The 25,574-nt window shown below is 50.3% G+C and carries 27 protein-coding genes and 2 tRNA genes; 10 read left to right on the top strand and 19 right to left on the bottom strand.

What is annotated here, in order from left to right; all coding sequences use genetic code 11:
- On the bottom strand, positions 1–1,023 hold the full coding sequence (locus OXG87_08380) for a Gfo/Idh/MocA family oxidoreductase (GenBank protein ID MCY3869561.1): 1,023 nt from the start codon (positions 1,021–1,023) through the stop codon (positions 1–3).
- A gap of 15 nt (positions 1,024–1,038) precedes the next feature.
- A complete protein-coding gene (locus tag OXG87_08375) occupies positions 1,039–2,058 on the bottom strand; it encodes a zinc-binding dehydrogenase (GenBank protein MCY3869560.1) in 1,020 nt (339 codons plus the stop codon).
- Positions 2,059–2,155: 97 nt separating this feature from the next.
- On the opposite strand from OXG87_08375, the gene OXG87_08370 reads away from it, so the two are divergent.
- Both OXG87_08370 and OXG87_08365 read left to right on the top strand, forming a co-directional pair.
- A complete protein-coding gene (locus OXG87_08370; protein MCY3869559.1) occupies positions 2,156–3,175 on the top strand; it encodes a Gfo/Idh/MocA family oxidoreductase in 1,020 nt (339 codons plus the stop codon).
- 21 nt (positions 3,176–3,196) lie between these two features.
- Positions 3,197–4,276: a Gfo/Idh/MocA family oxidoreductase gene (locus OXG87_08365; GenBank protein ID MCY3869558.1), complete on the top strand. Its 1,080-nt coding sequence runs from the start codon at positions 3,197–3,199 to the stop codon at positions 4,274–4,276.
- A gap of 7 nt (positions 4,277–4,283) precedes the next feature.
- Here OXG87_08365 and OXG87_08360 read toward each other — a convergent pair whose 3' ends face one another.
- A complete protein-coding gene (locus OXG87_08360; protein MCY3869557.1) occupies positions 4,284–5,144 on the bottom strand; it encodes a phytanoyl-CoA dioxygenase family protein in 861 nt (286 codons plus the stop codon).
- A 22-nt stretch (positions 5,145–5,166) separates the two neighbouring features.
- Between OXG87_08360 and OXG87_08355 the strand changes: the two genes are divergently transcribed.
- The 3 genes from OXG87_08355 (at position 5,167) to OXG87_08345 (ending at position 7,806) form a co-directional block, all read left to right on the top strand.
- Positions 5,167–5,943: a phytanoyl-CoA dioxygenase family protein gene (locus tag OXG87_08355; GenBank protein MCY3869556.1), complete on the top strand. Its 777-nt coding sequence runs from the start codon at positions 5,167–5,169 to the stop codon at positions 5,941–5,943.
- 15 nt (positions 5,944–5,958) lie between these two features.
- A complete protein-coding gene (locus OXG87_08350; GenBank protein MCY3869555.1) occupies positions 5,959–6,987 on the top strand; it encodes a Gfo/Idh/MocA family oxidoreductase in 1,029 nt (342 codons plus the stop codon).
- Positions 6,988–7,089: 102 nt separating this feature from the next.
- A complete protein-coding gene (locus OXG87_08345; GenBank protein ID MCY3869554.1) occupies positions 7,090–7,806 on the top strand; it encodes an SDR family NAD(P)-dependent oxidoreductase in 717 nt (238 codons plus the stop codon).
- Between the two features lie 419 nt (positions 7,807–8,225).
- Here the strand turns inward: OXG87_08345 and OXG87_08340 are convergent, their stop codons facing one another.
- From OXG87_08340 to OXG87_08300, 9 genes are all read right to left on the bottom strand, one after another.
- Positions 8,226–8,432, bottom strand: coding sequence for a hypothetical protein (locus OXG87_08340; GenBank protein MCY3869553.1), 207 nt, complete (start codon positions 8,430–8,432; stop codon positions 8,226–8,228).
- Between the two features lie 107 nt (positions 8,433–8,539).
- Positions 8,540–8,947 carry a DUF3883 domain-containing protein gene (locus tag OXG87_08335; protein ID MCY3869552.1) on the bottom strand — a complete coding sequence of 136 codons (408 nt, stop codon included), beginning with the start codon at positions 8,945–8,947 and terminating at the stop codon, positions 8,540–8,542.
- A 113-nt stretch (positions 8,948–9,060) separates the two neighbouring features.
- The gene (locus tag OXG87_08330) at positions 9,061–9,657 is read right to left on the bottom strand and encodes a hypothetical protein (GenBank protein MCY3869551.1); all 597 of its coding nucleotides are present in this window, start codon (positions 9,655–9,657) and stop codon (positions 9,061–9,063) included.
- On the bottom strand, positions 9,654–11,213 hold the full coding sequence (locus OXG87_08325; GenBank protein ID MCY3869550.1) for an ATP-binding protein: 1,560 nt from the start codon (positions 11,211–11,213) through the stop codon (positions 9,654–9,656). Before OXG87_08325 ends, OXG87_08330 begins: the two co-directional genes overlap by 4 nt.
- A 33-nt stretch (positions 11,214–11,246) precedes the next feature.
- Positions 11,247–12,308: an ornithine cyclodeaminase family protein gene (locus tag OXG87_08320; protein MCY3869549.1), complete on the bottom strand. Its 1,062-nt coding sequence runs from the start codon at positions 12,306–12,308 to the stop codon at positions 11,247–11,249.
- 13 nt (positions 12,309–12,321) lie between these two features.
- On the bottom strand, positions 12,322–13,362 hold the full coding sequence (locus OXG87_08315; protein MCY3869548.1) for a Gfo/Idh/MocA family oxidoreductase: 1,041 nt from the start codon (positions 13,360–13,362) through the stop codon (positions 12,322–12,324).
- Between the two features lie 16 nt (positions 13,363–13,378).
- Positions 13,379–14,428: a Gfo/Idh/MocA family oxidoreductase gene (locus tag OXG87_08310; protein ID MCY3869547.1), complete on the bottom strand. Its 1,050-nt coding sequence runs from the start codon at positions 14,426–14,428 to the stop codon at positions 13,379–13,381.
- 3 nt (positions 14,429–14,431) lie between these two features.
- Positions 14,432–15,253 (bottom strand): carbon-nitrogen hydrolase family protein, encoded by an 822-nt coding sequence (locus OXG87_08305; GenBank protein ID MCY3869546.1) that lies wholly within the window; start codon positions 15,251–15,253, stop codon positions 14,432–14,434.
- Positions 15,254–15,268: 15 nt separating this feature from the next.
- A complete protein-coding gene (locus OXG87_08300; GenBank protein MCY3869545.1) occupies positions 15,269–16,414 on the bottom strand; it encodes an aminotransferase class I/II-fold pyridoxal phosphate-dependent enzyme in 1,146 nt (381 codons plus the stop codon).
- Between the two features lie 290 nt (positions 16,415–16,704).
- Between OXG87_08300 and OXG87_08295 the strand changes: the two genes are divergently transcribed.
- From OXG87_08295 to OXG87_08285, 3 genes are all read left to right on the top strand, one after another.
- Positions 16,705–16,781 (top strand) — tRNA-Arg (locus OXG87_08295).
- A gap of 68 nt (positions 16,782–16,849) precedes the next feature.
- A complete protein-coding gene (locus OXG87_08290; GenBank protein ID MCY3869544.1) occupies positions 16,850–18,100 on the top strand; it encodes a serine hydrolase in 1,251 nt (416 codons plus the stop codon).
- A 55-nt stretch (positions 18,101–18,155) separates the two neighbouring features.
- A tRNA-Glu gene (locus OXG87_08285) sits at positions 18,156–18,231 on the top strand.
- 102 nt (positions 18,232–18,333) lie between these two features.
- Here the strand turns inward: OXG87_08285 and OXG87_08280 are convergent.
- The 7 genes from OXG87_08280 to OXG87_08250 all read right to left on the bottom strand — a co-directional run bounded on the left by OXG87_08280 (position 18,334) and on the right by OXG87_08250 (position 23,646).
- The gene (locus OXG87_08280; GenBank protein ID MCY3869543.1) at positions 18,334–18,699 is read right to left on the bottom strand and encodes a hypothetical protein; all 366 of its coding nucleotides are present in this window, start codon (positions 18,697–18,699) and stop codon (positions 18,334–18,336) included.
- A 2-nt stretch (positions 18,700–18,701) separates the two neighbouring features.
- Positions 18,702–19,304, bottom strand: coding sequence for a Panacea domain-containing protein (locus tag OXG87_08275; GenBank protein ID MCY3869542.1), 603 nt, complete (start codon positions 19,302–19,304; stop codon positions 18,702–18,704).
- Between the two features lie 386 nt (positions 19,305–19,690).
- Complete coding sequence (locus tag OXG87_08270; protein ID MCY3869541.1) at positions 19,691–20,695, bottom strand: LD-carboxypeptidase; 1,005 nt, start codon at positions 20,693–20,695, stop codon at positions 19,691–19,693.
- Positions 20,696–20,837: 142 nt separating this feature from the next.
- Positions 20,838–21,308 (bottom strand): DUF3368 domain-containing protein, encoded by a 471-nt coding sequence (locus OXG87_08265; protein ID MCY3869540.1) that lies wholly within the window; start codon positions 21,306–21,308, stop codon positions 20,838–20,840.
- A complete protein-coding gene (locus OXG87_08260; protein MCY3869539.1) occupies positions 21,305–21,565 on the bottom strand; it encodes a UPF0175 family protein in 261 nt (86 codons plus the stop codon). The genes OXG87_08265 and OXG87_08260 overlap by 4 nt, the downstream gene beginning before the upstream one ends.
- A gap of 145 nt (positions 21,566–21,710) precedes the next feature.
- Positions 21,711–22,502, bottom strand: a complete 792-nt coding sequence (locus OXG87_08255; protein ID MCY3869538.1) for a DEAD/DEAH box helicase family protein — start codon at positions 22,500–22,502, stop codon at positions 21,711–21,713.
- Between the two features lie 133 nt (positions 22,503–22,635).
- Complete coding sequence (locus OXG87_08250; protein ID MCY3869537.1) at positions 22,636–23,646, bottom strand: hypothetical protein; 1,011 nt, start codon at positions 23,644–23,646, stop codon at positions 22,636–22,638.
- A 369-nt stretch (positions 23,647–24,015) separates the two neighbouring features.
- Here OXG87_08250 and OXG87_08245 point away from each other — a divergent pair, with 369 nt between their 5' ends.
- Both OXG87_08245 and OXG87_08240 read left to right on the top strand, forming a co-directional pair.
- Entirely contained in the window at positions 24,016–24,663 is a 648-nt protein-coding gene (locus tag OXG87_08245; GenBank protein MCY3869536.1) for a uridine kinase, read from the top strand.
- Between the two features lie 83 nt (positions 24,664–24,746).
- Positions 24,747–25,574, top strand: coding sequence for a phytanoyl-CoA dioxygenase family protein (locus OXG87_08240; protein ID MCY3869535.1), 828 nt, complete (start codon positions 24,747–24,749; stop codon positions 25,572–25,574).

Here is a 25,574-nt window from a genome sequence, read left to right as displayed (position 1 = left end):
CTAAAGGCGCGTTCTCAAGGCATCTATCAGATTATCTGCTGGTTCGCAGGGGAGTTCTACGGGCCGATGTTCCAGCGCGCTTGTGTAGATTCCCAGGATGATGTTGAAGTCGCGCAAGGCGAGGTCGAGGTTCAGAGGATGGACTTTTGCGTCGTTTTCTATCCATTGTAGCATGGCGTCTGTCATGGCGGCTTGTCCGAGTATGTCTTCGTCCGGGTATTCGTGGGTACCCCGCTCTATATGGCCATCGATACCCACCTCCCACGACCACATGGTCCAGTGTACATATCCCCGCGTGCCATAGGCGGCGATGCGCTTGTGGACATTGGTGCGGTCTTCGTTTGTTACGCGCGGGGCAAATGGTCCCGAGATGAGTTGGGCGCGCAGGCCATCGGCGTATTCTATTGCTCCGATGCACTGGTCGGGCGCGAAATGTTTTTTGGGCGTGTCTTCCAGGCCGTCTGTGCCAGAGGCTTGTCCCATTACTTTTATGGGGAGGCCATCTGGATGGAAGGCGGCAATGGATTGTAGCGCGTGTGTGCCCTGATACGCCAGGTTCATGCCGCAGCTTGATTCGATAAATCGCACGTCGCCGATTTTTCCTTCCTGTACGATATTTTGCAATTGCTGCCTGCGCGGGTGAAAGTGGAGCTGGTGATTTACCGCGATTTTGGTTTTTGCGGTTGTTGTAAAGTTTTTGATTGCGCGCCAGTCTTCTCCTTGAATTGCTATGGGTTTTTCCACGAGGACAGCGGGTACTCCGGCGTTTTCCGCGGCTTCGAATACTTCCAGTCGCACACTGGGCGGGGTGTTTACGTGTACCAGGTCTGGCTGTTCTTTTTCAAACATTTCCCGATAGTCCAAATACCGCGTATCGACGTCAAATGTATCGCCAAATGCGTGCAGGTTTTCTTCTGTTCGCGTGGAGATTGCGGCGAGTTTGCCGTGTGTTAAGTGTTGATACGCTTCTGCCAATCCCCGCGCGCGTCCGCCACTTACGCCGATTATTGCACATTTAAGCATTGAGTTCTTCCTCCTTCACGCCCACGGTTTTAATACGACTTTTGCACACGCGCCTGTGGTTTGCAATTCCCAGGCTTTTTGTACGTCTTCGAGTGAGAATATATGTGAGATCATCCGATTCAATTTGTCTGTGTTTGCGCGGACGACTTGCATGAGTTTTGGTACGTCTTTTAAGTTGTAATGCCAGGAGCCGACGAGTGTGATGCCTTTTCGGATCATGTCCTGGCTGATTCGCAAGGGGGTGTCTTCTCCGCATTCGCCAACGAATGCCACCTGTCCGCGCCGTCGCGCAGCGTCGATGCACAGCCGGTGTGCGGATACGGCGCCCGAGCAATCTACGGCGGCATCTACGCCAACGCCGTTGGTGAGGTCCATTATTTGTTGCAGGGCGTTTTCTTTGAGCGGGTCGATTGCTTCGTCTGCACCCAGTTCGATTGCTTTTTCGCGCCTCCAGGGGTTGATATCTACGGCTATTACGCGCGCGCCCAGGTGTTTGCCGTTGATTACGCCTCCAAGTCCTACGGGACCGAGTCCGGTGACCATGAATGTGTCGTAGGCGTTTACTTGCATGCGCTGTATGGCGCCAAATGTGGGTCCCAGACCACAGCAGGCCATTCCCCCGTGTTCGTAAGAGACGTCGTCGGGAATTTTTGGGAGTAACCAGTCGGGTTTTAAGAGGTACTGCGCCATGGTGGCTCGGCCTTCGTTTCCGCCCGTGAATTCGGCAAAGTTTGCGCTTTGCTGACAGTGGATATAATCGCCGCTGACACAGAGAGGGCAGGTACCACACGGATATTGGGGCATTACGGCTACGCGGTCGCCTACTGATACGCGCCCGGGTTGGGCGATTTGGACGACTTCACCGGCTGCTTCGTGTCCCAGAGAGGTGGTTTTTCTGCCGCCTGTAAATCCTTTGTATTCTGTACACATCGGCGCGGCGTGAATTTTTACCAGTACCCAGTTGTCTTTTGGCTTTGGATCTGGTACGTCTATTACGCCGCCTTTGCGTTCACCAAATATTGCAGCTACTTTCATTTTTTCCTCCAGAATGGGGTTGACAGAGGTCATGTCTCGCTATTCATTCACATTCGATAGAATATTTCGAACGATTGATTTCACGGAGAATATATCTATGGACAAAGTCCGAGTGGCATTTATTGGCTGTGGTAATATGTCGTCGCAATTGCAACGGTGCATACCGCTGGTGCCGGAGTTTGAATTTGTCGCTACTTGCGATCTCGTCGAGGAGAAGGCGAGATCAAATGCGCGCAGGTTCGGCGCACTCCGCTATTATACCGATTATAATGAGATGTTCAAGCATGAAGATCTCCACGCTGTTGCCGTTGTGGGCAGGCCAGAGGACAAATTGCATCGGGATATCGGTATTGCGTGTCTTCAGCAGGGGTATCATATCTATACCGAGAAGCCGCCCGCGACTACCTCTGAGGGTGCGAAGATGCTGGTCGATGCCTCAGTTGCTGCCGGTAAAACAGGGATGGTGGGCACAATGTGGCGGCATGCCCCCGCACATCAGATTGCCAGAGAGTTGATGGACGATGAGGCGTTCGGCCACGCCTGTCAATACCATACTCGCTATATGGCGCCGGGTCCCCGGTTACAGGAAGTAGGATCGCCTTTTGCCTGGCCTTTTATGCTCGATCAGGTTATCCATCCTACCGATTGCATGCGTTTTTTTATGGGGCAGGTCAGCGAGGTTTTTGCGCTGGGTTCTGTTGATGGTGCGTCTGGTACGGTGTCAATATCCGTTAATTTGCGTTATGAGAATGGTGGCATCGGTACGATGACGCTCGGCACGGGTCCGGTTTTGGAGGCGATGATTTTTGTCAAGGGTACGAATAATCAGGCCATTCAGGTGTTTGAGACGCGCAAGTTGCGCCGTTACCGCGTTCCGACATGGCTCGATTCTGGCGGTGGGTACGCCGATACGCCTACCGAAGAATGGGATCTCAATACCGCATTTCACAGCGTCGGGCGTCCCGGCTATCTCGAAGAGATGCAGCATTGGGCACAGTCGCTGCAAGCCGATATACAGCCTCATTCGAGTCTTGAGGATGCCTATGAGAATATGCGCGTTTTAGAGGCGATTAGCCATAGTGTTGAGACGGGAGAGGTCGTTCAAATTTCCGCATAATTTGTAATAGAGGAATTTTCTATGAATAAACCCATCCGCATGGCCGTGGTCGGTGTTGGGCGCATTGGCGTCTTTCACGCCCGGCATGTTCAAGAACTCGCCCGGGAAACGGGTGTGTGCGAACTCGTCGCTGTGTCCGATACTTATGGCGATACGGCCAGTCGCGTGGCTGCAGCGCTTCAGGCAGATCAGGCGACGGAGATTCACGCGTTTAACGATGTGTCTGATCTCGCGGCGTCGAATTTGATCGATGCCGCGCTTGTTGCGTCGCGCACAGAAGATCACGAACGCGATGCGCGCATGCTTGTTGACGCGGGTTGTCGCGTGCTTTTGGAGAAGCCGCTGACCCATTCGCTCGCGTCTGCCGAGGCTTTTGTTGCCGATTTGAATCGGGATCCCAGGCGGAAGAATGCGCTGATGCTGGCTTTTATGCGCCGGTTTGACGCGCCGTTGTTGAGGGCAAAAGCATTGTTGGAACAAAACGCCATCGGCAATGTGTTCAAGATTGTTTCGGTGCTGGAGGACCCTATTCCACCGCCCGTTGGTTATAATAGCGCGGGCTTGCTTACCGATATGGCTGTTCACAATTGCGATGAGATTCTCTGGCTGCTCGGCTGTCCTTTGCCGGAATATGTGGCTGCGTTTGGGTCCAATCTTTACAATTGTACTATCAGTACTGTTGAAGAGGATTACGATGATGCTTTTTTGCAGATGTGGTTTCCCGGTCGCTTACTCGGTCAGGTTATGGTCAGTCGCAATCACGTTGCGGGGTATCGCAATGCGACCTGGATTTATGGCGATGGCGGGGTGATTCACGTGGGGCATTTTCAGGAGGATCCGAGCAAGGTTGAGGTGGAGGCGTATGGTCCCGATGGCGTGATATTTAAAGAATCTATCTCTTTGAGGGATTACGGTCCCGATGTGCCCGTGTTTATTACCCGTTTTGGCGAGTCGTATAAGAATGAACTCGCGTATTTTATTACGCAGTGTATCGACGATGCGCCGTTTAGCGTTACGCACGAAGACGGTCTCAGTGCGATGCGCGTTGCTATTGCCGGGAGCGAGGCGATATGTCCTGTGGAAGAAGCGAGAAAGGTGTGACATACGTCTAACATGTCACGTCCTTGCCTTCGTTGCCATAGACGGCGAGGCGTTCTTCTGAGGAGATCGTCTCTATGGATCCGGGGATGTAGTGCAGTTGCAGGGCGCGGCGACGGCGGTCTGACCGGTTCTCCGGAGAGCCGTGGTGCAGCCGCCCGTGCCAGAGCAATACGCCGCCGGGTTGCAGGGCTACTGCGGTGATATGGTTGCGGGCGACGTCGGTGTCGCAGATTTGCCAGTCGCGTCTTTTGAAGTGTATGACGGGACCTGCTCGATGGCTTTGGGGGATGACGTGCATGCACCCATTTTCGGGATCCGCGGGGTCGAGGGCAACCCACGCGCTGACGATGCAGGTGTGCATGGGTACGTTAAAGTAGGCATGGTCCTGGTGCCAGGGTTTTTCGCGTCCTATGCCGGGCGGTTTTAGCATGGCTTGATTGGCGAATAATTTGGGAGGTTCGTCCATGATGCGGGTCAGGATATCTATCAGTCGGGGGTCTTCACCAAATGCGTCCAGTCGCGGATCGAATCCGACAAATCGGGTGAGTTTTCGCACGAGTAATTCGCGTGCGTGACCCACTGATCGTTTGACCTGTTTGGCGCGCCCGCGCTCGAATTGTACACCTCGAAACTCGCGGTTTTGCCCTGCGATTAATTCTTTTACTGCGGCCATGCCGTCATTGACCTGTGCGCTGGAATACGCGCTTTGTATTGGCAAAAAGCCCTGTGCGTGAAATTGCGCGATGTGTTCGTCGCTTACGTTTTCAAAGCCGTCAACACATTTGGCGATGTGGGCGTAGTTGTAGAGTGCGGGGTCGTATTCGCCAGGCTCGTACGTGTCTTGCAGGTTTTCTTTTTCTTCAATCACAATAACCTCCTTTGGAGATCTTATGCTCGACCTCGAACTTATTGAACCGTCAGAAGTTGACCGCGCGGCCTCTGTTTTTCATCGCGATGGGCTTGCGGTTGTGACGGATGCGCTGACCGATGAACAGTTCGCCTTTCTGAAGGAGGGCGCGCATCGCGTTGTTGCAGAACAGACGAGCGCGATTCCGCTGGAGAAGGCGAACAGGGGGTTTGCGCGTTATTCGTTTGGCTCGCAGATCCATCACCCCGAATGGGCGATGCTGGTTGATCTGCCTACTATTTTACCTATTATTGAAGCTATTTTCAATAGTAATCAGTTTGTGTGTAGTGGTGCTGGCGGCGATTATTCGCTGCCGGGGGCAAAAATCCAGCATTTGCACCGCGATATGCCCGATTTGATCAATGATTCCGAGCAGCGGGTGACGATTATGGATGTTCCGGTGCCGTTTATTGTGGTCAATTTTCCGATGATTGATTTTAGTGTGGAGAATGGGGCTACGCGATTTATCCGCGGCACCCATCGCTCGCGCCAGCCGATTCCCAGTCTGGAGGATGAACCCGACTGGATGAAGAATTCCGTGGCTTGCGCGCCGAGTAAGTCGGCGATTTTTCGAGATGTGCGCTGCTGGCACGGGGGGACGCCCAATATGTCTCGGGATGTGCGTATTATGACGAGTGTGGGCTATTACGCGCCCTGGTTTCGCCGACCCGGCCGAGATGGCGAGATGCCCCGTGCGATTTACGATTCTCTGTCAGAGCGCGGTAAAGAGTTGTGTCGGTCTATTGTGGCGTTAGATTGAGAAGGGAGATAATGCATGAAACTGGTCGTTCTTTCCTATAGTCACCACGGACGGGGTATGGCGCGTACGGCGCACGGTCTCGGTCACGATATTGTCGGTGTTATGGATGGCGATGCAGGTCCACGGCAACAGTTGGCAGAGGAGTTCCAGTGCCGGGGGTTCGAGTCGGCGGGTGCGTGTCTCGATGCGTGTCAGCCAGATGCGGCACTTGTCGCGGGGAAACATGTCGAGATGCCGTCTCATGTGCAAGCATGTGTGGATCGCCGCGTTCCCTATCTTCTGGATAAGCCGTTTGCCGATTGTGCAGACCGTTTGCGTCCCGTTGCCGAGGCTTCGGAGAAGTACGGTGTGTTTAGTGCGCTGGTGCTGCCCAATCGCGCGAGCCGAATTGTCCGTGTGGTGGAAGATATGATGGCAGATGGCAGTTTGGGCGATTTGGTGCTGTATAATAGCAGGTTGAATAATGGGCCTCCGTCCCGCTATGATCCGACACCGTCAGCGTGGCATAATGATCCGGGTATTTCTGGCGGTGGTTGCTGGGCGGTTGAGGCGGCGCATGGGATTGATACGTTTTTGCAGTTTGTTGGTGATCGGCAGGTGACTGTGGTTGGTGCGGTTATGTCCAATGCGATGTACAGCCGGGGTGTGGAGGATAGTGGTATCGGTGTGTTGCGGACGGATGATGGTATTACGGGGATCGTTGAATCCGGTTATACTTATCCGTCGGGTACGCGCAGTGGCGATCATTTTTTTCGATTTATCGGTACAAAGGCTTCGGTTTTTGAGCAGTACGGCCGCAATGGCGAGCCTTTGATTGAGGTTCATACGACTGAGGGCGTCCAGTTCAGCGAGGATATTGCGCACGGCGAGCGCATGCAGCGCGTGATGGGTAAGGCGTTAGACGCGAGCCGTGAGGGCAATGCGTTTGAGCCGACGATTGTTGATGCGGTGCGTATTCTCGAGATTCAAGATGCGGTTTATGCCCACGCGCGACAGGGTGTGATGACTCACGGTCCGCACCCGATGGGGGCGCAAGGTCTGTGAACTGTTAGCGATGCCATATAGGGGTGTAATTGTCATTGCGGCATGGTGTTGAGCCGCAATCCAGTTTGTTTTTTTAAGACCAAAAAACTCGAGGAGATTATTATGTCCAAAACGGCTGTTATTTCAGGGGTCGGATCTGGTTTGGGTGCCGCGCTGGTGAGGAAGTTTGCAGGCGAAGGCTATCAGGTGGGGTTGCTGGCCCGGTCCCCTGATTATATTCAGGGACTGGCTGAAGAACTGCTGCAAGAAGGTGTGAGAGCTTTAGCCGTGCCCACAGATATCACCGATCCTCAGCAGGTGATCCAGAGTTTTGCCCGGGTGCGCGAGGAACTGGGCACGGTTGATGTTCTGATCAACCACGCGGGCAATGCCTCCTGGAAAAACTTTCATGAACTGACCCTGGATGAGTTTGAACTATCCTGGCGCGTGTGTGCCTACGGCTCCTTTCTGTGTGCAAAGGAAGTGGTCGGCGATATGCTGTCTGCGGGTGGCGGTGCCATCCTTTTCACTGGCGCTACTTCGTCTATTCGGGGCCGGGGAGGTGCCATTGCCTTTAGCAGCGCCAAGTTTGCGGTGCGCGGTTTGGCCTGGGCGTTGGCCCGCGAGCTGTGGCCCGAGGGTATTCACGTGGCCCACGTTATCATAGACGGGGTGCTGGATACCCCCTTGTTGCACGAGAGAGGAGATGTCGAGGAGAGTGAACCGCTCATGAATATTGACGCCGTGGCCGATGCCTATTGGAATCTGGTGCAGCAGGACAAAGGCGCCTGGGGTTTCGAGATCGATTTGCGGCCCCACGATGAGGGGTTCTTCGAGTAATGTCAAATATCCGGCAGGTACACGCAGTGGGGATCATTCAGCCCCATCACCAGAGCCGTCATCGCGGCATGGTTTTAGCCGCGATCCAGTTTGTTTTTTTGAGAAAACACATAGGCGACTACAAACTAATGCGATAGGCGGTTGGGTACCCGATCCGCAAACCATAAATGACTGCATTGGGATGTTTGGCAAGTAGCTGTTTCGTAGCGACCAAATCGTCAGCGTTGATTTCGTATTCACCTGTTTCAATGTCTATGACCAAGAACTTGCCTTTGTGCTTAGGATCCACTTTGTCCCGGATCTGTTGCACATATATTGCTTCACCGCGTGATTCGATTTCCTGAGACGTATAATTAGTATAGGGCAGGGTTTTTCTCCTTCAAGGTTTCAGGCTGTCAAGCACTATCACATCGCCCGGATTAAACAAGGTCGTTCTCCTCCATATAAAGTGCCGTCGCGTACTGTAAGGAGACCGTGGTTAAATCTTTTTTATCTTGTTCGTTCCAGGTGTCACTCTGGTTCTCAACAGATAGCTCTTGTAAAATCAGCACTGCGAGACGAAACTGTTCGTCAGGTGGTAGGGTTTGAACGGTTTCGGCAAAGATTTCTTGTGCGGTCAGTGCCATATTGATTTCTCCATTAAGATAACCATTACTACATGGTGCTGTACGTAGCGGCCTGGTGGAAAAAGAGATTTGATGTTACTCCCATAATACCTAAAAATGTGTTTTGATCACTCAGAAGGCTGGGAGCTGTTTTTACTTATGTTTGCCACAGTGATGCAGCGTGGTTCCTTGGCAATCATCCTCCAGGATTGACCGCTGAGCATCCATTTGTTCGCAGTGGTAATCGGGTTTGGAATCGGTAGCACTCGGTAGTTTTCATTATCCAGACGTTCGACGACGTAGAGGTACCAAGCGACCCCGTTGGATGTTTCAAAAGCCTTGCGTATCTGTGCCCGGCTCAGTTCGACAACTTCATCATCGATCCACTTACAGCCTTTGCCTTTGACTTCGATCAGGCGTTCCAATCCCGTATCAGGATCAACGCTACGTAGGTCCCAGCCCTCTTGATGTGGATCACCCAACTCCGGTTTACGACCAGACTTGCGCTCATACTTTGCAGCAACTTTGCGATTTATCTCGTCACCAAGTAATTCACTGGCATCTCTCGTAGGATCCTTTGGCTCGTTTTCGTCGGGATTTTCGTTGTCTATGATGACCTCACCTTTTAGGCTATTTTTAAGTTCCTCTGCTAAGGCTCGCTGTCGAGCCAGAGCACGTTTTCTTCGTCAGTATCACCGACACGAACCGAGAGGCTAAGCGTCTCGACGCAATCAATGTGTAGATCCAATTGGTGCTCATTTGCGCGTCTCATTTGCTCACTTCCCCGCACATGCCGAAGAAGGTTGCAAATGAGACGAAACTTGCGAGACCAATTAGTTGCAATGGATGCCCCTTGTTGCCAATCCATCTCGATGCACGACGACAGAGTTTGCAGTCCCAAGGCTGTTGAGGTACGAAGTTGCTCGCTTTGAGAATTGCCCAGATGTCCGCCAGTGACAGTTCGCAATTCAACTCCACTGGGAAGAAATCGTCGGTCTTCAAGGTCGTCGAAGTAGATGTCGTCAGTGCCGTTCAATGCGATCCATTCCCGGTCGGCGAAGACCATTGCTTCGGATAGGACAACATTCCACTGCTCGGAAAGCGGGATGTCTTCATCGCAGTCAGCGAGACAATACGCATACGCCGTTGGTAGCACATCGCGCACTTCGTTCGCCAAGCCTTCCGGCGAAGATTGGGCACGCTGCCAGACCTCTTGAATGTATTCCAGTGCCTGTTTACCTGTCATCGTCTCCGGGAACTTGTAGCTGTCTCGAATCCCACCAGGTTGCGGGTTTCTCGGCTGAACTCTACGGCGATGAGATGTATCGGCTCGCCGCGATTGCGGTATTTGTCGGCGTAGCGTTTCTGTTTCAGTTGCGCCATTGCGGTGCCTTCGGGTGCTAATTCGACTACTTTGAACTCGAACAGATACACATTGCCGTTGAAGCGAACTGCCATGTCCAGACGACCCTGGCTACTGCTGTCCTCCACAACGATGTCCAATCCCACCGATGCGAAGTAGGAGTAGAACACGCTGGCGTAATAGCCTTCGTAATTCGCTATGTCGTTGTTTGTGTGCCACTGGTAGGGAATGCTGGCGAAGAACGCCTTGAACAGATTTTCCAGGCCAGCGAAGTCATTGACCAGCAACAGGTCGTATAGGCGGGCAATGTGTTCTGCCTGCTGCGTCGGGTTCCCGGTCAAGTGGTTCAGCAGGCTTCTGTTCAAGCTCTGGCGCACTTCCTGGTTTGGATAGCCCAGACGGTAGTAGGTCAGGCTACCGCGCGGTTCGGTCTGGTGTATGGTCTGATAGCCAGTCTGAAATAGCAGTGCTTGAGTGGCGATATCGTCAACGTCAAATGTAGATAATAATTCGTCGCTGCCCAGCATATCGTCCAGGTCTATAGAACTCACTCCGCGATCTACTAACGTGTTGACCAGAAACGTCGGTGTGCCGGTCTCGAACCAGTAGGCGCGAAACTCGCGGTTGCGGAACAAGAGGAGGATGTCGAAGGGGTTGTACACTTTCTCCTCCCCTCGCCAGGAATAGCCGTTATACCACTCGCGGATTTGGTCTCGGTCCAGGCCGGGCAGCTCTGGCGCGAATACCGTGTCGAGGTCCTCTTCGGTGTAGCCGCATAAGGCGGAGTAATGCGGGTCGATGGTGATGTCAGTGAGGTTGTTGAGGCCCGAAAAGAGGCTGACTTTGGAGAATTTGCTGACGCCAGTGAGGAAAGTGAACTTGATATACGCGTCGCTGTCCTTGATGGTCGCGTACAGGCCGCGCAAGAAGTCGCGGTTGGCGCGTGCGACTTCTGGTACTTCGAGTGCGTCCAGAATTGGCTTGTCGTATTCATCTACCAGAACGGCCACTGGCTGCCCGGCCCGGTCATGCAGCGCCTCTATCAGATAGGCGAAACGCTCGGGCGCGGTGGTGTAGTCGGACTTTATGCCCTCTCGACGTTCAACTGCGTCCAGTTGTGCCATCAAGTTCGTCTGTAGATATCCCGGCTCTTTGAAGTTGCCTCGACCAAAACTCAGACGAATCACCGGATAGCGAACAGACCAGTCCCAGTGGTCGTGGATGTGAAGTCCCTCGAACAGCGGTTCATTGCCCTCAAACAGTTCCTTCAGTGTGTCCAGAAACAGGCTCTTGCCAAAGCGACGTGGGCGCGACAGAAAATAGTGTTTGCCCTCGTCTATCATCCGCCGAATATAGGGTGTCTTATCGACGTAGTAGTAGTTCTCTTCTCGCATCTCGCGGAAGGTCTGAATGCCGATGGGTAGTCTGCGTCTGGTCATGATTTACTCCTGTTTGCCCTCTTCAAATAGATCCTACAGCCGGATCCAATCTGATAGGTTCTCGTGCTGGAAGATCATGGTCTCCTGGATGCTCGACATCCGTCCTTTTCCCGCTTCTCTGGCTCGTTGGTACATCGCGTATGCAATAGCCACATCGACATAGGCCAGGCCAACTGCGTTGAAGTAGGCCCGTTCTTCGGGGGTCTCTCTTCCTCCTTTTTCTCCGGAGACGACTTCGACGAGGTTCGCGTAAATGTCCTCGTCCGAGAGTTGTCCATCTTTATACATACGACTGAGCGTTTGCGTTCTGTGCTTTACGGTTTCCCAATCGTCGCACACAATTTTATCGCATTGTCTCGCCACGTCATATTCGTCCTCCCAGCCGCCGATATGGCTGTAGAAAGTGCCGGGCTTTATCCATGCCGCTTTGAGAAGCGGGGCTTGTGCGCTCGTGGCTGTGACGAGAATATCGGCGCCCTCTATGGCCCGCTGTGCATTTGTATGGGCGGCGGAAAAACGCATGTCTCGAAAGAGTGTCGCCATTTCGTCGATGAACTGCTGCTCTTCGTGGTCATGCTTGGCAGAAACCCGGCACTCCTCAAGGCCTGGAAATACCGTTTTCATGGCGATCAAGTGCATCTTGGCCTGCTCCCCTGCTCCAATGAAGGCAATGCTCCTGGAATCCGGTCTTGCGAAATGCCTGGCGGCAATGCCACCCATCGCACCCACGCGCATATTCGAACACAGGGTGCCGTCCATAAAGGCAATGGGGTAGCCTTTCTCGATCTCGGATAGGATGAAGACCGCAGAGAGGTTCTGCTGTCCGTATTTCTCGGGATTGAACGGGAATACGGATACCCATTTAGCCCCGCATATCTTTTCGGGCAAGAGGGTTGCCGGCAGGCAGTTAATGCGTTCTTGAGTGTCTTCATTGAAAATCTGAACTACTTTTTCTGGAAAAAGGATGTCGTTTTTTTGGTAGGCGAGCATGGCGTTTTCAGCCGCGCTCATGGCCAGCCGTATGTCCAGGCATCCGGCTTGCAGAAGGTCTTCTTGCGAGAGGAAGAGACATTCGATGCGATGCTTATCCGTCATGGGTTCTCCTTTTTTATAGATCAACGCGCACATTGCCCGCGTGATGGGAGTCCAGTATGCCGAGCATGATCTGAAGTGTTTTTCTGGCTTCGCGTGCAGGCGATACGAGTGTGCCGCCGTTTTCCAAAACGTGGATGAGTTCCGAGACTGCGCCAATTTGTCGGATCGATATATAGGGTTCTACGGGGACTGCTGCATGCGACCACCAGCGCGGTTCTTGTGGGGTAATAACCTCAAATTTTTGATCTGAGATTTCAATCCGTCCATTTTCACAGGTTAGAGAAAATTTCGATCCGTTAAACGCCATTTTGTGGCAGTTGTAAAATGCACGTACGTCATTGTCAAAATGGATGTATGCCGATGCATAAGGGTCTGTTGCTGGATCGTGTCCGCCATCGCCTTTGTATTCGGTGAAGTGCTCGAATCCGGGTTCCAGTTCGCCGACCAGCCATTCGGGGTTTGCTTCGGCAAAAAAGCACATCATGTCGATCATGTGCGTGCCGTTGCGGAACATCATGGCGCGCGTTCCGAATTGGTCGCAGACGATGGTTCGCAAGCGGCCCATTTCGCCGGATCGAATCATTTCCCGTGCTTGTAGATAACTCGGATACCAGCGGCGCGTGTGTTCTATCGAGAGCGGTACGTTATTTGCTTCGGCGGCTGCGATCATGCGGTCGGCGTCTTCCATGGTTGTGGCAATGGGTTTTTCACACAGGATTGCCTGTGCCGATCCTTCGGCGGCTGCGACTGTGATGTCGGCGTGTGCGTGATCAGATGTCACGACACTGACGAGGTCGGGCTGCTCTTTGTCCAGCATTTCCCTGAAATCGGTGTACGTGTTCACATCGGGCCAGACGTCGCCCCATCGCTCGCAGAAGTCATCCAGTACCTCCTGGCGCAGGTCGCATACGCCGACGACTTCTGTTTGTGCGTGTTTATGATAGGCCGATGCGTGAGACGGTGGCATGGCACCGAAAACAGGTCCTCTCGTTTCGTGCGGGCGGCTGGCACCAATGCCCGTCAAGCCTACGATTACAGCGCGGTATGTATTCATTTTATTCCTCCCTGGATTAATCCAGTAAACGGTTAACGACGTGGTCTTCTGCGTCAATTAAAGGGTGTTGCTCATTTTGCAAGGGCAAGGTGACTGGTTCGCCTGTATGTGCGGATTGATAGGCGGCTGTTGTGAGCAGGGCAACGGATAGTCCGTCTTCTGCACTGGTGACGGGTTTTGCGTCTTGCTCGATGCAGTCGATGAGATGCGACACACAGGCCGCCAATCCCGCTGCTCTGGGCGGTGGTGTATCGACGAGTTGTCCGTTGACGGAATATCCCATGCGATCTACCTGGACCCACGCGCCTTCTCCCGTGATGTTGACGCAATCGAATGTGGCATCTTCGCTTCGTGCCTTTGATCGCCCCACGGCGAGCGCTGCTGTAAAATCGGGATATTCACACCAGAGCGTGGCGATGTCTTCTGTGCCAAATTGCTCGTATTCCTCAAAGTAGAGATTTTGCATTTGGCAACTCACCCTGTTGGGCATGCCAAAAAACCAGAGCAGGGCATCCACGGTATGGCTGCCCAAATTCATCAGTTCACCCCCACCATTTTGTACGGCTGGCGTCGGATAGCTTACATAAGCCATGAGGTCGCCAAAAAATTGTTTTACGCTGTTGTGGGCATACGCGGAGATATGTCCGTATTCGCTCCGGTCAAGGGCTTCTTTGAGTCTTATCATCGCGGGTGAAAACCGCGTGGGATAGGTTAACAGGACTTTATTTGATGCGCCAGCAACAGTATCGGCTATTTCTCTGGCTTCGACAACGGTTCGCGCGATGGCTTTATCGACCAGGACATGTTTGCCACAGTCGAGTGCTTTTTTGATCAGGGTGCGCTTGAGATAAAAGTCCGTGCAGATGGAGACGATATCCACGTTCGGATCTTCCAGAACTGTGTCGTAGTCTTGTGCGACTTTAAGGCCGTAGAGTTGAGATAGTGCTTTGCCTTTGCCTTCATGGTGCTCTGCCGCTGCGACGATTTCACAATCTTCTCGTTCATGCCAAATCGGGCCGTAACTATTCTGGTGCGCCCGATTGCCAATTAGTCCAATGCGATACATGGGTTATTTCCCTCCGTAGGTGGGCGATGAAAATTCGGGCTGCTGTGACCAGTGGTCAACTTTTCCCATTACTCCGTAGAGTTCGGGACGCCGGTCGCTGAGATGGTTTTCATCCGATGCGTCTTTGAGATCGATTTTGTGGATTAACACGTCGGGTACGTTGGATTGCAATTTTGCCGCGATCTTGCCGTGCGGGTCTGTGATCAGGGCTACGTTGGGATGCGTGAAGCAGACGAACATCTGATTTTCATAGGATCGCGTGCGCATCCACCATTCATTTTCTTCATGCCACATGCCATAGGTCGGCATGAGACAGATTTTCGCGCCTTTGAGGCGCAATGTGCGAATCGATTCGGGCCATCGGCGGTCCGCACAAATGACCATGCCCACGGTGCCAATGTCGAGGTCGAATACGGGCAGGTTATCGCCGCGCACAAAACGGTGATCGTGCGATTGTAGATGCGTTTTGTAATATGTGCCGACAATTTTTCCCGCGCGGTTTACCAATATAGCGGTATTGTAAAAATATCCCGCGCGTTTTTCAGTGTATCCAAAAACGATGTGGGTGCGCGATGCGCGTGCCATTTCGCATACCTGTTGGATGTACGCGCTTTGCTCTACGTCCTGGGCGACTTTGGCAAAGCGCTCTGCGGTCCAATTTTTTTCGGTTACTGCATATCCGTCCAGGAAGCATTCCGGGGTTATGAATACATCTGTCTCTCCCCCATGTGTCTCAAATTGTTTTTCAAATATCGCCCAATTCTTTGCGACATCCCACTTTTCTGGCATGGCTTTCAGCATTCCAATTTTGATTTTATCAGGCATATTTTTTCTCCTTAGCTATACACCTCTCAGAGCTTGCTCAAAGTCCGCGCATAGGTCCTCTGCTGCTTCAATACCGACTGCCACGCGGATCAGTCGCTCGGAGATTCCCGCGTCGCGGCGTTCCTCTTCAGTGAGTCCGGAGTGCGATGTTTGTACGGGGCGGGTGATGAGTGTTTCGATGCCGCCCAGACTGGGCGCGGAGATTGGCAGTTGTAGTTTCGATATTACTGCGTCGGCTATGCGGCTGTCGCCGGCTATTTCAAAGCTCAATACGCCACCACATCCTTTAAATAGCTTTTTTGCACAGTTGTATTGCGGGTGGCTGGGTGAGCCAGGGTAATTTACGCGTTCTACTGCGGAATGGTTTTCCAGGAAAGAAGCGAGTGCGAGTGCGTTTTCGTTTTGTTTTTCTACGCGCAAGACGAGTGTTTTCATGCCGCGTAGTAACAGAGAGCAGGCGTGTGGGTCCAGGCAGCCGCCCATGATGTTCAGTCGATGCACTATGCGGGTGATTAGATCGTGCGATCCAATTGCGCAGCCAGCGACGATATCCGAATGTCCGTTCAGATATTTTGTGCAGCTGTGCAAGGAGAGGTCAAAGCCGATTTGCAGGGGGCGGAAGTTTACCGGGGATGCAAAGGTGTTGTCGATCATGGAGATGAGGTTGTGGGTTTGGGCAAAGGCGACGACGGATGGGAGGTCGGCGACTTCCAGGAGGGGGTTGCTCATGGTTTCGACATAGATGGCGCGGGTTTCGGGGCGGATGAGTTTTTCCCATTCATGTGGCGCGTTTCCGGATACGAAATCCACGTCGATCCCGAAGTCGGCGATGTCGCGTGCCAAAAAGACTCGCGTTCCGCCGTAGAGGCAATTTTGTGCGAGGAGGTGGTCGCCTTTTTTTAATACTGTCAATAGAGCGGTGGTTATTGCTGCCATGCCCGATGCGGTGACTACGGCGGCTTCTCCGCCCGCAATTTGTGCCAATTTTTCATGGACTACGGTGTGATTGGGGGTGTTGTTCAGGCGAAGATATTTTATGTCGTGATAACTGTCTTCACTGCTATATGAAAATGTGGCGCTCTGAAATACGGGTAGCGCAACTGCGCCTTCGTATTTTTTTTCTTCTTCACCTGCGTGGATTAGTTGTGTTTCAAGGTTCATGAGTGGTTCCTCGATAATTAGTGATCAGTAGTAAAAATGCGACAGCAATCTCTTCATTTGTCATCGCGGCATGATTTTGAGCCGCGATCCAGAAGGTTTTTAGCTGACCGTTCATCGCTCATCTTTCCCTATGATTATACATTCTGGCGCTGGGGGCAACCCAAAACACTATTGCCTTATGCTATGGGGGATAATAGCCCGTTTCCGCTTGACAGTATTTGGCAGTTTTGATACTTTTATTCGTCTTACGACATTGTGTTGTCTCAAATATACTTAAGTTCTTGATTTTAGCGGATGTAGCTCAACTGGATAGAGCACCTGACTACGGATCAGACGGTTCCGGGTTCGAATCCTGGCATCCGCACCAGATAAGGAGAAGGGGTTACATCGCAATGGTGTAACCCTTTTTTTTGCAAAGTAAAGGCGGGGAGTTATATGACGTGCTTTCTAAAACGTAGCCTGTTTGCTCTGCTGGCTGTTTTTCTGTCCATACACCCGATTTTTGCTGCTGAAATTCCCCAGGGGGATCCCGCAGAGTTGGGGTTTTCTGCAGAAGGTCTTGCGAAGATTCAGCCCGCAATGCAAGCGCTCGTGGATTCTGGGAAGTTTGCTGGTGTTTTGACGCTGATCGCCCGAAAGGGCAAGATTGTGCATTTTGAGACTGCGGGTTTGCGGGATCGGGAATTGAATAAGCCGATGACGGAGGATACGCTTTTTCGCATTTATTCTATGACCAAACCGGTTACCAGTGTTGCGATTATGATGCTCTACGAAGAGGGCAAGCTGAAGATGGACGATCCGGTGTCTAAGTTTATTCCCGAGTTTGCCGATACAAAGGTCTATACGGGTGGCGGGACCGAGAGTCCCGTTCTGGTGTCGCTCGAGCGCGAGATAACGATTGCGAATTTGCTCACGCATACGTCTGGTTTGACGTATGGCATTTTTGGACAGACATCGGTTGATACGCTTTATCGGATTGCTGATTTGTATTCGATTAGATCAAATGTCGAATATGCCCAGAAGGTGGCCCAGCTTCCCCTGCGTTTTCAGCCCGGCACGCGATGGCTCTACAGCGTGGCGACTGATATCCTCGGTCGCGTGGTTGAGGTTGCTTCGGGTATGTCTTTGGGAGAGTTTTTCTCGCAGCGCATTTTTGTGCCTTTGGAGATGGTCGATACGGGTTTTTACGTGCCAGAGGAGAAGCGCGATCGCATGGCTACGCTGTATGGAAAGGACGATGAGGGCAATTTCAGGGTGCGCAACCGTCAGAGCAATATGCGGCGCGATGCACGGGAGTCCGGTGGTGGTGGGTTGGTGAGTACGGCTCGGGATTATCTCCGTTTTTCCCAGATGTTGCTCAATGGGGGTGCGTTGTACGGTACGCGTATTTTGAAGCCGGAGACGATTCAGCTTATGACGGCTAATCATTTACCCGAGACGGCACGTTACCGACACCGTCGGCGCAAGAGCGATGGTTTTGGGTACGGTTTTTCTGTGATTGTGGATGAGACGGAGACGGCGTGGGAGGATAGGAATGGGACGTTTTACTGGTCGGGTATTGCCAAGACGCATTTTTGGATTGATCCGCAAAATGAGATGATTTCTATGGTGTGGACCCAGTTGCGCGGATCGGGCAATATTACGCGGCCTTTCCAGCCTCTGGTTTACAAGGCGCTTGCGGAGTAGGGAGGCTTGACAAAAGTATCGAATTTTATTAGGTTGTCGCCATCATTTTGTGAGTGACCCCGTCGTTCAGTGGCCTAGGACACCAGACTCTCACTCTGGAGACGGGGGTTCGACTCCCCTCGGGGTCACCAAAAGATAATAGTATTTTTTAATATGAAAAAGGTCGTGGGGAATAAATCCTCACGACCTTTTGTTTTTCATTTTGAGGGAAAGTACTGGCGGATGTGTGATATTTATGTATGGTGTTTTTGATAAAAGTCTTTTACTGTTGGTGGTGTCTCATCTGATTGGCAAAGTCCCTGTTGAATTTTGACCAATAGTTCCTGTGATATAGGCGGTGCGTTGCTACAGTCACGTAGAATGATTTTGCTTCTCCATTTTTCAATTAGACAAGCATCCTCATAGTAGATAATTGATTTTTTAGTGATATTTGGATGGTCGTTAGGCGAGAGTATGCATGTTTCATCTAATCCTCTACGCCATGAAGTTACATTCACCATTATTGTTTGTGGTGGATTGCCTACACACTCTGTTAAAAACAAATATAAGTGCCCACCGCCCCGATCATCAAGCCATACGCATCTTCCCGCTAATAACATATTTATCTCGTATTATCATTCTCCATATTTTTAAGCATATTTTCAAACTTTGCTTTTGCGTCAAATTCTTGCCTGATTGTTATTAAATCCTCGTCAGACCATCCCGTAGCTTTAAGCAAGGTATTCCAATCTATGGGATTAGATGAACCCCCTGGATCATCAAACTCTGGTAGAGAGTGCAGGTAGTTCTTTAATTGTCTAAAGGATTTATTTCCAAATTTTTTAAATACATCATTTATCAGATCAAGTTGTGCTTGTGATAGTTCATCACTGCTTATATCGTCTTTAATTAGTTTAATAATATACCCTTGTGATCTGGAAAAATATTGAGACCAGTATTCGCCCTCCCAGGGTTTGCAAACAAGATCGTATGTATGACTTGGCGTTGGCCCAAATGGTAGATTATACGGACGGTCAAAAGTCACGGGACGACCACGACGCTCCAAAGAGGTTCTATCAATGAGGTATATCAATTTGACAAGTTTATACACGCTAATTTGACCGCCAGAATAATGTGCAAGTAAAGCAGCAACTTGCGTTGTCCTGCGCTCATTAAACTCAGGAATATCTAATAGACTTGTATCAACCATGATAGTATCAGACATTTTCAAGTCCTCTGAACTTGTCATAAAATATTACGACACACATTTCGTTGTATTATAGCTAAAATATACAAAGAAAGCAATTTCCCAAAATCTGATCCAAAATCTGAAATGATCCAGCTCAAAATACGAAACGTGGATATTCTTGTCACTTTCGTATATAGTTCCCAAATTTTAATGTGCTTGTCAATATCGTTTGTCCATGTTTAATCCTACAGTCCCGCAGATCCAATAGTGCTTCGGCGACTTCCTTTCTTTTTTGTTCGATAGTGTTGAGCTGGTATTCGGGAGCGACTCTCCTTGGTATTGTTGTTAAAAAATAAAAGGTCGTGAAAAAATAAACCCTCACGACCTTTTGTTTTTTAGGCGACCAACATATTTGCCATGCTTCAGACAACCGCCGCTTCATCTATGGAAAAGAGATTTTGTTCAGAGTCAAGCGTCGCTGTGATCCCATTTGGAAGAATCATTTGAGGACTCGTATGCCCGATATCTACTTGTGTCAGGATGGAAAAATCAAATGCCGATGTATAATGATCGATCAACGCTTGAAATAACTCTTCCTGTGCTTCAGAGAGGTTGTTCATTTTCCCCATGATCAAACCAGAAATTTCCTCAAAAAGACCAATCTGCTGGCATTGTGCAAGGGCTTCCTCGGCATACATAAGAACCGTGTTTCCCATATTGACCTCTTCCAGATAAAGAATTTTACCGTGAAATGAAGGCCAAAATGGAGTACTGGCCAATATCGGCAGGGTATGGAGATTGCCACCTATAAGAGGTCCCTGCGCTCTGCCACCTTTGAGCCAATGCCATCCAGAATTATTTTTCATTTTGCGTGGGCTGTCTTCACTGGGCGCGTCATCTGTCCAGGTCTCCGGTGCTTCCAATGGTCCCGGGGCGGTTGGTGTAAACAGGACATCTTTTATTTTTTGAAGTGTATAACTCAAGGGTTTTGGATATTCGCTGAGACCGTTGAGCAGGGTTGGACCGTGGAAAGTAACCATATTGAGACGTGCGTAGATGCCGAGTAGCAGAGCTGTATTCGCGCTGTATCCCATCAATATCTTGGGAGAACGCGCAATCAAATCCCAGTCGAGCAAGGGAAGGAGTGCATTGGTACCAGATCCTCCTGAGAGACAAAAAATCGCTTTGATGTTCGGGTCAGCAAATAGGTCGTGGAGATCATCGACACGCAATTGGGGGGCTGGATTCAAATGTTCGCGTTGATGGCGTGTGTTATTCGCTAATTGAACTTTCAAACCGAGATCTTCAAGGGCTGCCTGGGCACGGGAAAGCCAATTGTTAGTAAAAGCAAAAAATGAGGCAGCGGGCGAGGCGATGCCCACAGTATCACCCGGTTTTAATCTCGGTGGTTTGATCGTGTTATTCACTGATGTTACGCAGCTTTAAGAATTTGTAATTCATCAAAAGCATATCGAATAGCCTTGAGATAGCGTTTTGACCTGAGGGCAAAGTGATTGAGCCGATGTTTGACTCGCAGCCTTCCAATATTCAGCCGGTGCGTAACATCAGTTACTCCGTCTCATCAGCATCAATAAGTATCTGTTCATACAGATCAGTAGAGACGCGAAAGTCGCAGGCCAGTAATCCATCTATCAACGGCCTAATGGTTGGCAATAGACCTTTGCGCTTCGCTGATAGCAGAACCCCCAATGTGCCAATGACAGGCAGTCTCAACCTGTGAGCCAATCTACGTCCGGGACGTTCATCCAGGATAACCAATCGCGCTTGTATTTCTAAAGCCAGGCTAATTGTTTCACATTCTCCTGATCCCAATGAAGATCGTAGGATAAATGGACTAATAGGCTGCGACAACTCATGTTGTTCAATCCAGTTGGGAATACTTACAGTCGGTGAGATTTCTTCTACAACAGTTGGAGGAATGACAATTGTCTGGAAAAGCTGTTTCATAAGGTCGAGATGATCTATTTGCGCCAAAGCAATCAATGGACTTGCATTGGATATGACGGGCAAATCACTCATAGCTCATCAGCCTGAAGTCGTTCGCGTTTCCATTCCTCCGCATTGAGATTAAAAAAAGCAATACCCAACTGAGATGCATGCTGAATAAATTCCCAGCGTGACATGTCCAATAATTGAGCCGCTTTGCCACTGGATATGCTGCCTCGGCGATATAGCTCCAGAACAATCATTTCACGAGCCGTTTCTTGAATAGGCTGATTAAGTTCCTGTAATAGAACTGCCAGATCAGCATCAAGAGTTACTGTGACGAGTGACACAACAATCTCCTATTTGATGTTTTTAACTTCTTCTAACAAGAAAATTTAAAAGACTCACCACAGAAAGTCAATCAACGTTCATCTGCATTTATCTGCGTAAAAAGCTCAAATGAACTGGCCTGAGAGGCGGCCAGTTGTACACCGCTCACTCGCGTTTTTTCTGCGGATTGCCGCTGGACACGGCTGCGGCATCTGCGCCGAACACATTTTGAAATGCGCCGAGTGCCTGGGTAAGCAGTTCGTCGCGGTCACAGACGAATAATGCTTTGCGTAGTTGCCCGGCATCGGCGATGCGTTTGAGCAGGTGTACGGCGATAAATGTCTTGCCTGCACCCGTTGCGAGAGATAGCAAGACGCGTTTGGCTTCGCCGCTTTTTTCGCATCGGGCGAGTTTTTCAAATGTGGCGCGAATGGCTGCGTCCTGATAATAGCGGCGCGTGGCTTCACCACCGGGATAGGACACGAGCAAGGGTTTGGCTTCGTCGTCGTTTAAGGAGAAGCCCTGAGCATTTTCATAGCGTTTACGCAGGTCGTCGGGTGTGGGAAATTTAGAGATTGGATAAGGATCTGTGGTTTCGCCTGTTATGCGGTCATATTCAACAACCTGATGCCCATTGGTGGAAAATACAAACTGGACATTGAGTCTTTTGGTCGCCGCTGCATATTCTTTCCCTTGCTGAAGGCCATGTCCCGGAGAGAATTGCTCAGATTTTGCTTCAATCAATGCCAGAGCCACTGGTTGCGTGTCCGAGTTCACGCGAGCCCGAAGGGTGTAATCAATGCGTCCCTGAGAGCGTTTGTGCGGTTTACCATCTACGATATCAACGGCACCTGGTGTCTCTTCTCGCTTAATTTTGTCCTCACTCCAACCCCTTTGATGCAGCGCGGGGTCAATCAGCTTGGCTCGCGTATCGGCTTCGTTATGAAATTCTTGCATTATTGGATTTCCTTGCCAATGGCAGAGGCTTTCACATGGATTTTGGCATGGTAAAAAAATAAAAAAATTATATACAAAAGGGTCAGGCGAATGGCTCAATGATATGGTAATAGTCTGAAATAGAAATTATGAATTAAACGAATAAGCCTGTTTGTCCTTTGCTTTGTTCTTGTTTTCTTTCTGCGTCAGTAAACCATAACCACTCGCTATTTTTTATCAGATGCAATATACTAAGCCCTTGACCATTAAGACCCCGACTAATTCCATAAAAATCTTCCGTATCAACTTCGAGAACATAATATCCCTTTTTTTGTACTTTCGATTTGAATTTATCATCCTTTTTATTTTTGTGTCTGACCTCGATTATTAACTGGTCGAGTTTCTTAGATTCAGTTCCGATTTTTTGGAAAATTTCGTTCTTCCAAAAATATGGATGTGTCTCTCCAAAAGTTGCAGGTTTACGCTTGAAATGATCTTCATACAGGTACTTAATGGGATACACAATTTTAGTGTACGTCGTCATTCTATCCAACATTTCATCTGATGATTTTCCTTTAGACGGTGACGCGAATGTGTCTCTTAATTCCTTTGAATAATATTCGCCACTCCATGTCAAATATCGGCAAAAATCCAGAACGCGGTTAGCGTCAAGGCTGTTGGCGTCGCCTCTGTAAAAATCTGGCTTCCAGTAATATGAATGTTCAACGGGTTCACCTCCAAAGTCATACAAAAATGATTCTCTGTTAATATATTTGCTAACATCGTACGAATACGAGAAATTTCCCAGAGCACGAATGTCGAACTCGTTTATTTCCCCTTCTGATTTGTCGTAAAACTCGGTCTCACATTTGAATGCTAAAAACTCGCACGGATTTTTTAATACTGGATGGGGCGGTAATGGAAATATATTGGACGGTAATGCTTCTTTGATCCACAATTTAACCGTTTTATGAATGCGCGATTCTGGATAACAAAAACTTTTTGAAGCATGTACAAAATGCGGGAACAAGGCATCTTTTTTTAGCATAAGTGGTTTGTCACAATTTACACAGATAAAACCACTTTTTTCGCCTGATATAACTCCTTCGTCACTTGCCTCAACGAGTTTTCCTTTCCATATTGCATGGTAAATAGAATTAGACATAAAACTCCTTCCTTAATCACGCAACAAGAGCCATGACAGAAAGCCATCAGCCAAAACCATCACGCACAGCGCGTGAGTCCGTCTCGCAGCGGACATCCTTATGGTATCCCAACTCTGAAGGCCACCTCATGGCGTTGTATTATAGAAACGATTTGCGCTGTGCAAGCCTCCCGGCGTTTGAGGGCGGCATTTTTTGCCTCCTTTTTTTTGCTGCTGAAAAAAAGGAGGTCGCCGAAGGCATGAAAAGAAAAATATTAAAAAAACTCTATACGTCGTTGCACCACAACACAAGAATTATGCACACCTCTCATATATTTAGTGCCTGAAAATAATAAGCTATGTGTCTATTTTTTGCAATAGGGCTATGGAATGAATGAGAAAAGTGACGTCAGGCCCATAGTGCTCGGTATTTCGGGGGGATCCGCCGCGGGCAAGACGACTTTTACGGATATGCTGGCCGATAGGCTCGCAGATTTTGGACCTGTTGTGCTCAATCAGGATAGCTATTTCCGCGATTGGTCAGCGCTGCCAGAAGACGAGATCAAGCGAACGGCAAACCATCCGCGGGCTGTGCTGTGGGAGCCTTTGATCGCACATGTGAAATGTCTGCGCGAAGGGCAGGCGATTGAAGTTCCGCCGCCCGGTACGCGGGCTTTTCGGCGGGGGGATGATCCCCAAAAGGTCGTGCCTGAGAGACTAATTATTGTGGAGGGGCACTTGATTTTTTCGCAAGAGGCGCTGAGGGCTTTGCTGGATATCAAGCTATTTTTGGATGTGGATACACACGAGCGGGTGCTCAGGCGTATGTTGCGCAATACGTCGAGTGGGATGTCGCTAAAAGATGCGGTGGCATGGTATCGCCGGGATGTTGTGCTCAATTATCGCGTCTATACGGAGCCGACGAGAGAGTACGCGGATTTGATTGTACCGTTTGAAGGGGATGTGCAAATAGCAGTCGATGTTGTGGCAAATGGCATACGCAGGATGATTGTGGATGGGAAGGGTTTCAATAGATAGCAAGTATGGCTTGCCTCGCGTGGTTTCAGGTCGTAAATTTGTTTGTGATATGTTTGCGAGTCCATGACAAGGAGATGATTACTATGACTGTTCAATCCGATTGGGCTGTTCTCACAGATGAACAGCAGCAGTTTTTTGAGGACAATGGGTATCTCATGATCGAAGACGCGCTGCCGCCCGATGTTGTTGCCGAACTCAATGCGGCGACTGATGAAATTTACGACCGGGAAAAGGCGGCTGGTCGCCTGGAGAAAACGGGCAAGCTCAACTTGCGAAACTGCATTGTGCATCACGATGCTTTTCTTCAGTTGCTCGACTGGCCGACCACGGCGCCTCTGGCGTGGCAGATTCTCAACTGGAATATCCAGATGATTACTTCGCACCTCATTGTTTTGCCGTCTGGTCCAGAACCTTCTGAAGAATTGAAGCGCAAGGGCGGGTATCACCGCGATGGCGGTTCGTCTTCCAGGGAGATGACCGAACCCCATCCGCGCATTCTACTCAAAATTGCCTACGCCATCAGCGACCAGACAGATCCCGCATCGGGGGCGACGCAACTCGTGCCCGGGAGCAATCGGCTATTTGGCAGACCGGCGATTGATCCGGCGACGGGTCATCCGAGGGGGGCGATCAATATGAATGTCAAAGCGGGTTCGGCATTTATTTTTGAACAGCGCACCTATCACGGCATTGGCAGAAATTGGTCGGGTTTTCCGCGCAAGACCGTTTTTGTGGGTTATGCATATCGCTGGGTCAAGCCTATGGATTATATCGATATGCCGGATGAACTCGTTGTTCGCGCAAATCCCATTCAAAAACAACTCTTAGGCGTGGTCTCCGATCCGCTCAGTTTTTATATTCCGCAAGCGGAAGATGTGCCGCTCAAAGAGCTTGTGGAAAATGGTGTTTGA

Source organism: Gemmatimonadota bacterium (assembly GCA_026706845.1).
Taxonomy (GTDB): domain Bacteria; phylum Latescibacterota; class UBA2968; order UBA2968; family UBA2968; genus VXRD01.
The sequence above is the reverse complement of the archived record's forward strand: the minus strand, read 5'-3'. Positions and strand labels throughout refer to the sequence as shown.

Excerpts from the sequence above, each read along its gene's own strand:
- OXG87_08380 (MCY3869561.1), bottom strand. The coding sequence starts at position 1,023 with ATGCTTAAATGTGCAATAATCGGCGTAAGTGGCGGACGCGCGCGGGGA.
- OXG87_08355 (MCY3869556.1), top strand. The coding sequence starts at position 5,167 with ATGCTCGACCTCGAACTTATTGAACCGTCAGAAGTTGACCGCGCGGCC.
- OXG87_08325 (MCY3869550.1), bottom strand. The coding sequence starts at position 11,213 with ATGACCAGACGCAGACTACCCATCGGCATTCAGACCTTCCGCGAGATG.
- OXG87_08350 (MCY3869555.1), top strand. The coding sequence starts at position 5,959 with ATGAAACTGGTCGTTCTTTCCTATAGTCACCACGGACGGGGTATGGCG.
- OXG87_08365 (MCY3869558.1), top strand. The coding sequence starts at position 3,197 with ATGAATAAACCCATCCGCATGGCCGTGGTCGGTGTTGGGCGCATTGGC.
- OXG87_08280 (MCY3869543.1), bottom strand. The coding sequence starts at position 18,699 with ATGTTATTAGCGGGAAGATGCGTATGGCTTGATGATCGGGGCGGTGGG.
- OXG87_08330 (MCY3869551.1), bottom strand. The coding sequence starts at position 9,657 with ATGACAGGTAAACAGGCACTGGAATACATTCAAGAGGTCTGGCAGCGT.
- OXG87_08265 (MCY3869540.1), bottom strand. The coding sequence starts at position 21,308 with ATGAGTGATTTGCCCGTCATATCCAATGCAAGTCCATTGATTGCTTTG.
- OXG87_08300 (MCY3869545.1), bottom strand. The coding sequence starts at position 16,414 with ATGAACCTTGAAACACAACTAATCCACGCAGGTGAAGAAGAAAAAAAA.
- OXG87_08290 (MCY3869544.1), top strand. The coding sequence starts at position 16,850 with ATGACGTGCTTTCTAAAACGTAGCCTGTTTGCTCTGCTGGCTGTTTTT.
- OXG87_08340 (MCY3869553.1), bottom strand. The coding sequence starts at position 8,432 with ATGGCACTGACCGCACAAGAAATCTTTGCCGAAACCGTTCAAACCCTA.
- OXG87_08255 (MCY3869538.1), bottom strand. The coding sequence starts at position 22,502 with ATGCAAGAATTTCATAACGAAGCCGATACGCGAGCCAAGCTGATTGAC.
- OXG87_08250 (MCY3869537.1), bottom strand. The coding sequence starts at position 23,646 with ATGTCTAATTCTATTTACCATGCAATATGGAAAGGAAAACTCGTTGAG.
- OXG87_08370 (MCY3869559.1), top strand. The coding sequence starts at position 2,156 with ATGGACAAAGTCCGAGTGGCATTTATTGGCTGTGGTAATATGTCGTCG.
- OXG87_08245 (MCY3869536.1), top strand. The coding sequence starts at position 24,016 with ATGAATGAGAAAAGTGACGTCAGGCCCATAGTGCTCGGTATTTCGGGG.
- OXG87_08320 (MCY3869549.1), bottom strand. The coding sequence starts at position 12,308 with ATGACGGATAAGCATCGCATCGAATGTCTCTTCCTCTCGCAAGAAGAC.
- OXG87_08275 (MCY3869542.1), bottom strand. The coding sequence starts at position 19,304 with ATGTCTGATACTATCATGGTTGATACAAGTCTATTAGATATTCCTGAG.
- OXG87_08310 (MCY3869547.1), bottom strand. The coding sequence starts at position 14,428 with ATGTATCGCATTGGACTAATTGGCAATCGGGCGCACCAGAATAGTTAC.
- OXG87_08240 (MCY3869535.1), top strand. The coding sequence starts at position 24,747 with ATGACTGTTCAATCCGATTGGGCTGTTCTCACAGATGAACAGCAGCAG.
- OXG87_08315 (MCY3869548.1), bottom strand. The coding sequence starts at position 13,362 with ATGAATACATACCGCGCTGTAATCGTAGGCTTGACGGGCATTGGTGCC.
- OXG87_08375 (MCY3869560.1), bottom strand. The coding sequence starts at position 2,058 with ATGAAAGTAGCTGCAATATTTGGTGAACGCAAAGGCGGCGTAATAGAC.
- OXG87_08305 (MCY3869546.1), bottom strand. The coding sequence starts at position 15,253 with ATGCCTGATAAAATCAAAATTGGAATGCTGAAAGCCATGCCAGAAAAG.
- OXG87_08345 (MCY3869554.1), top strand. The coding sequence starts at position 7,090 with ATGTCCAAAACGGCTGTTATTTCAGGGGTCGGATCTGGTTTGGGTGCC.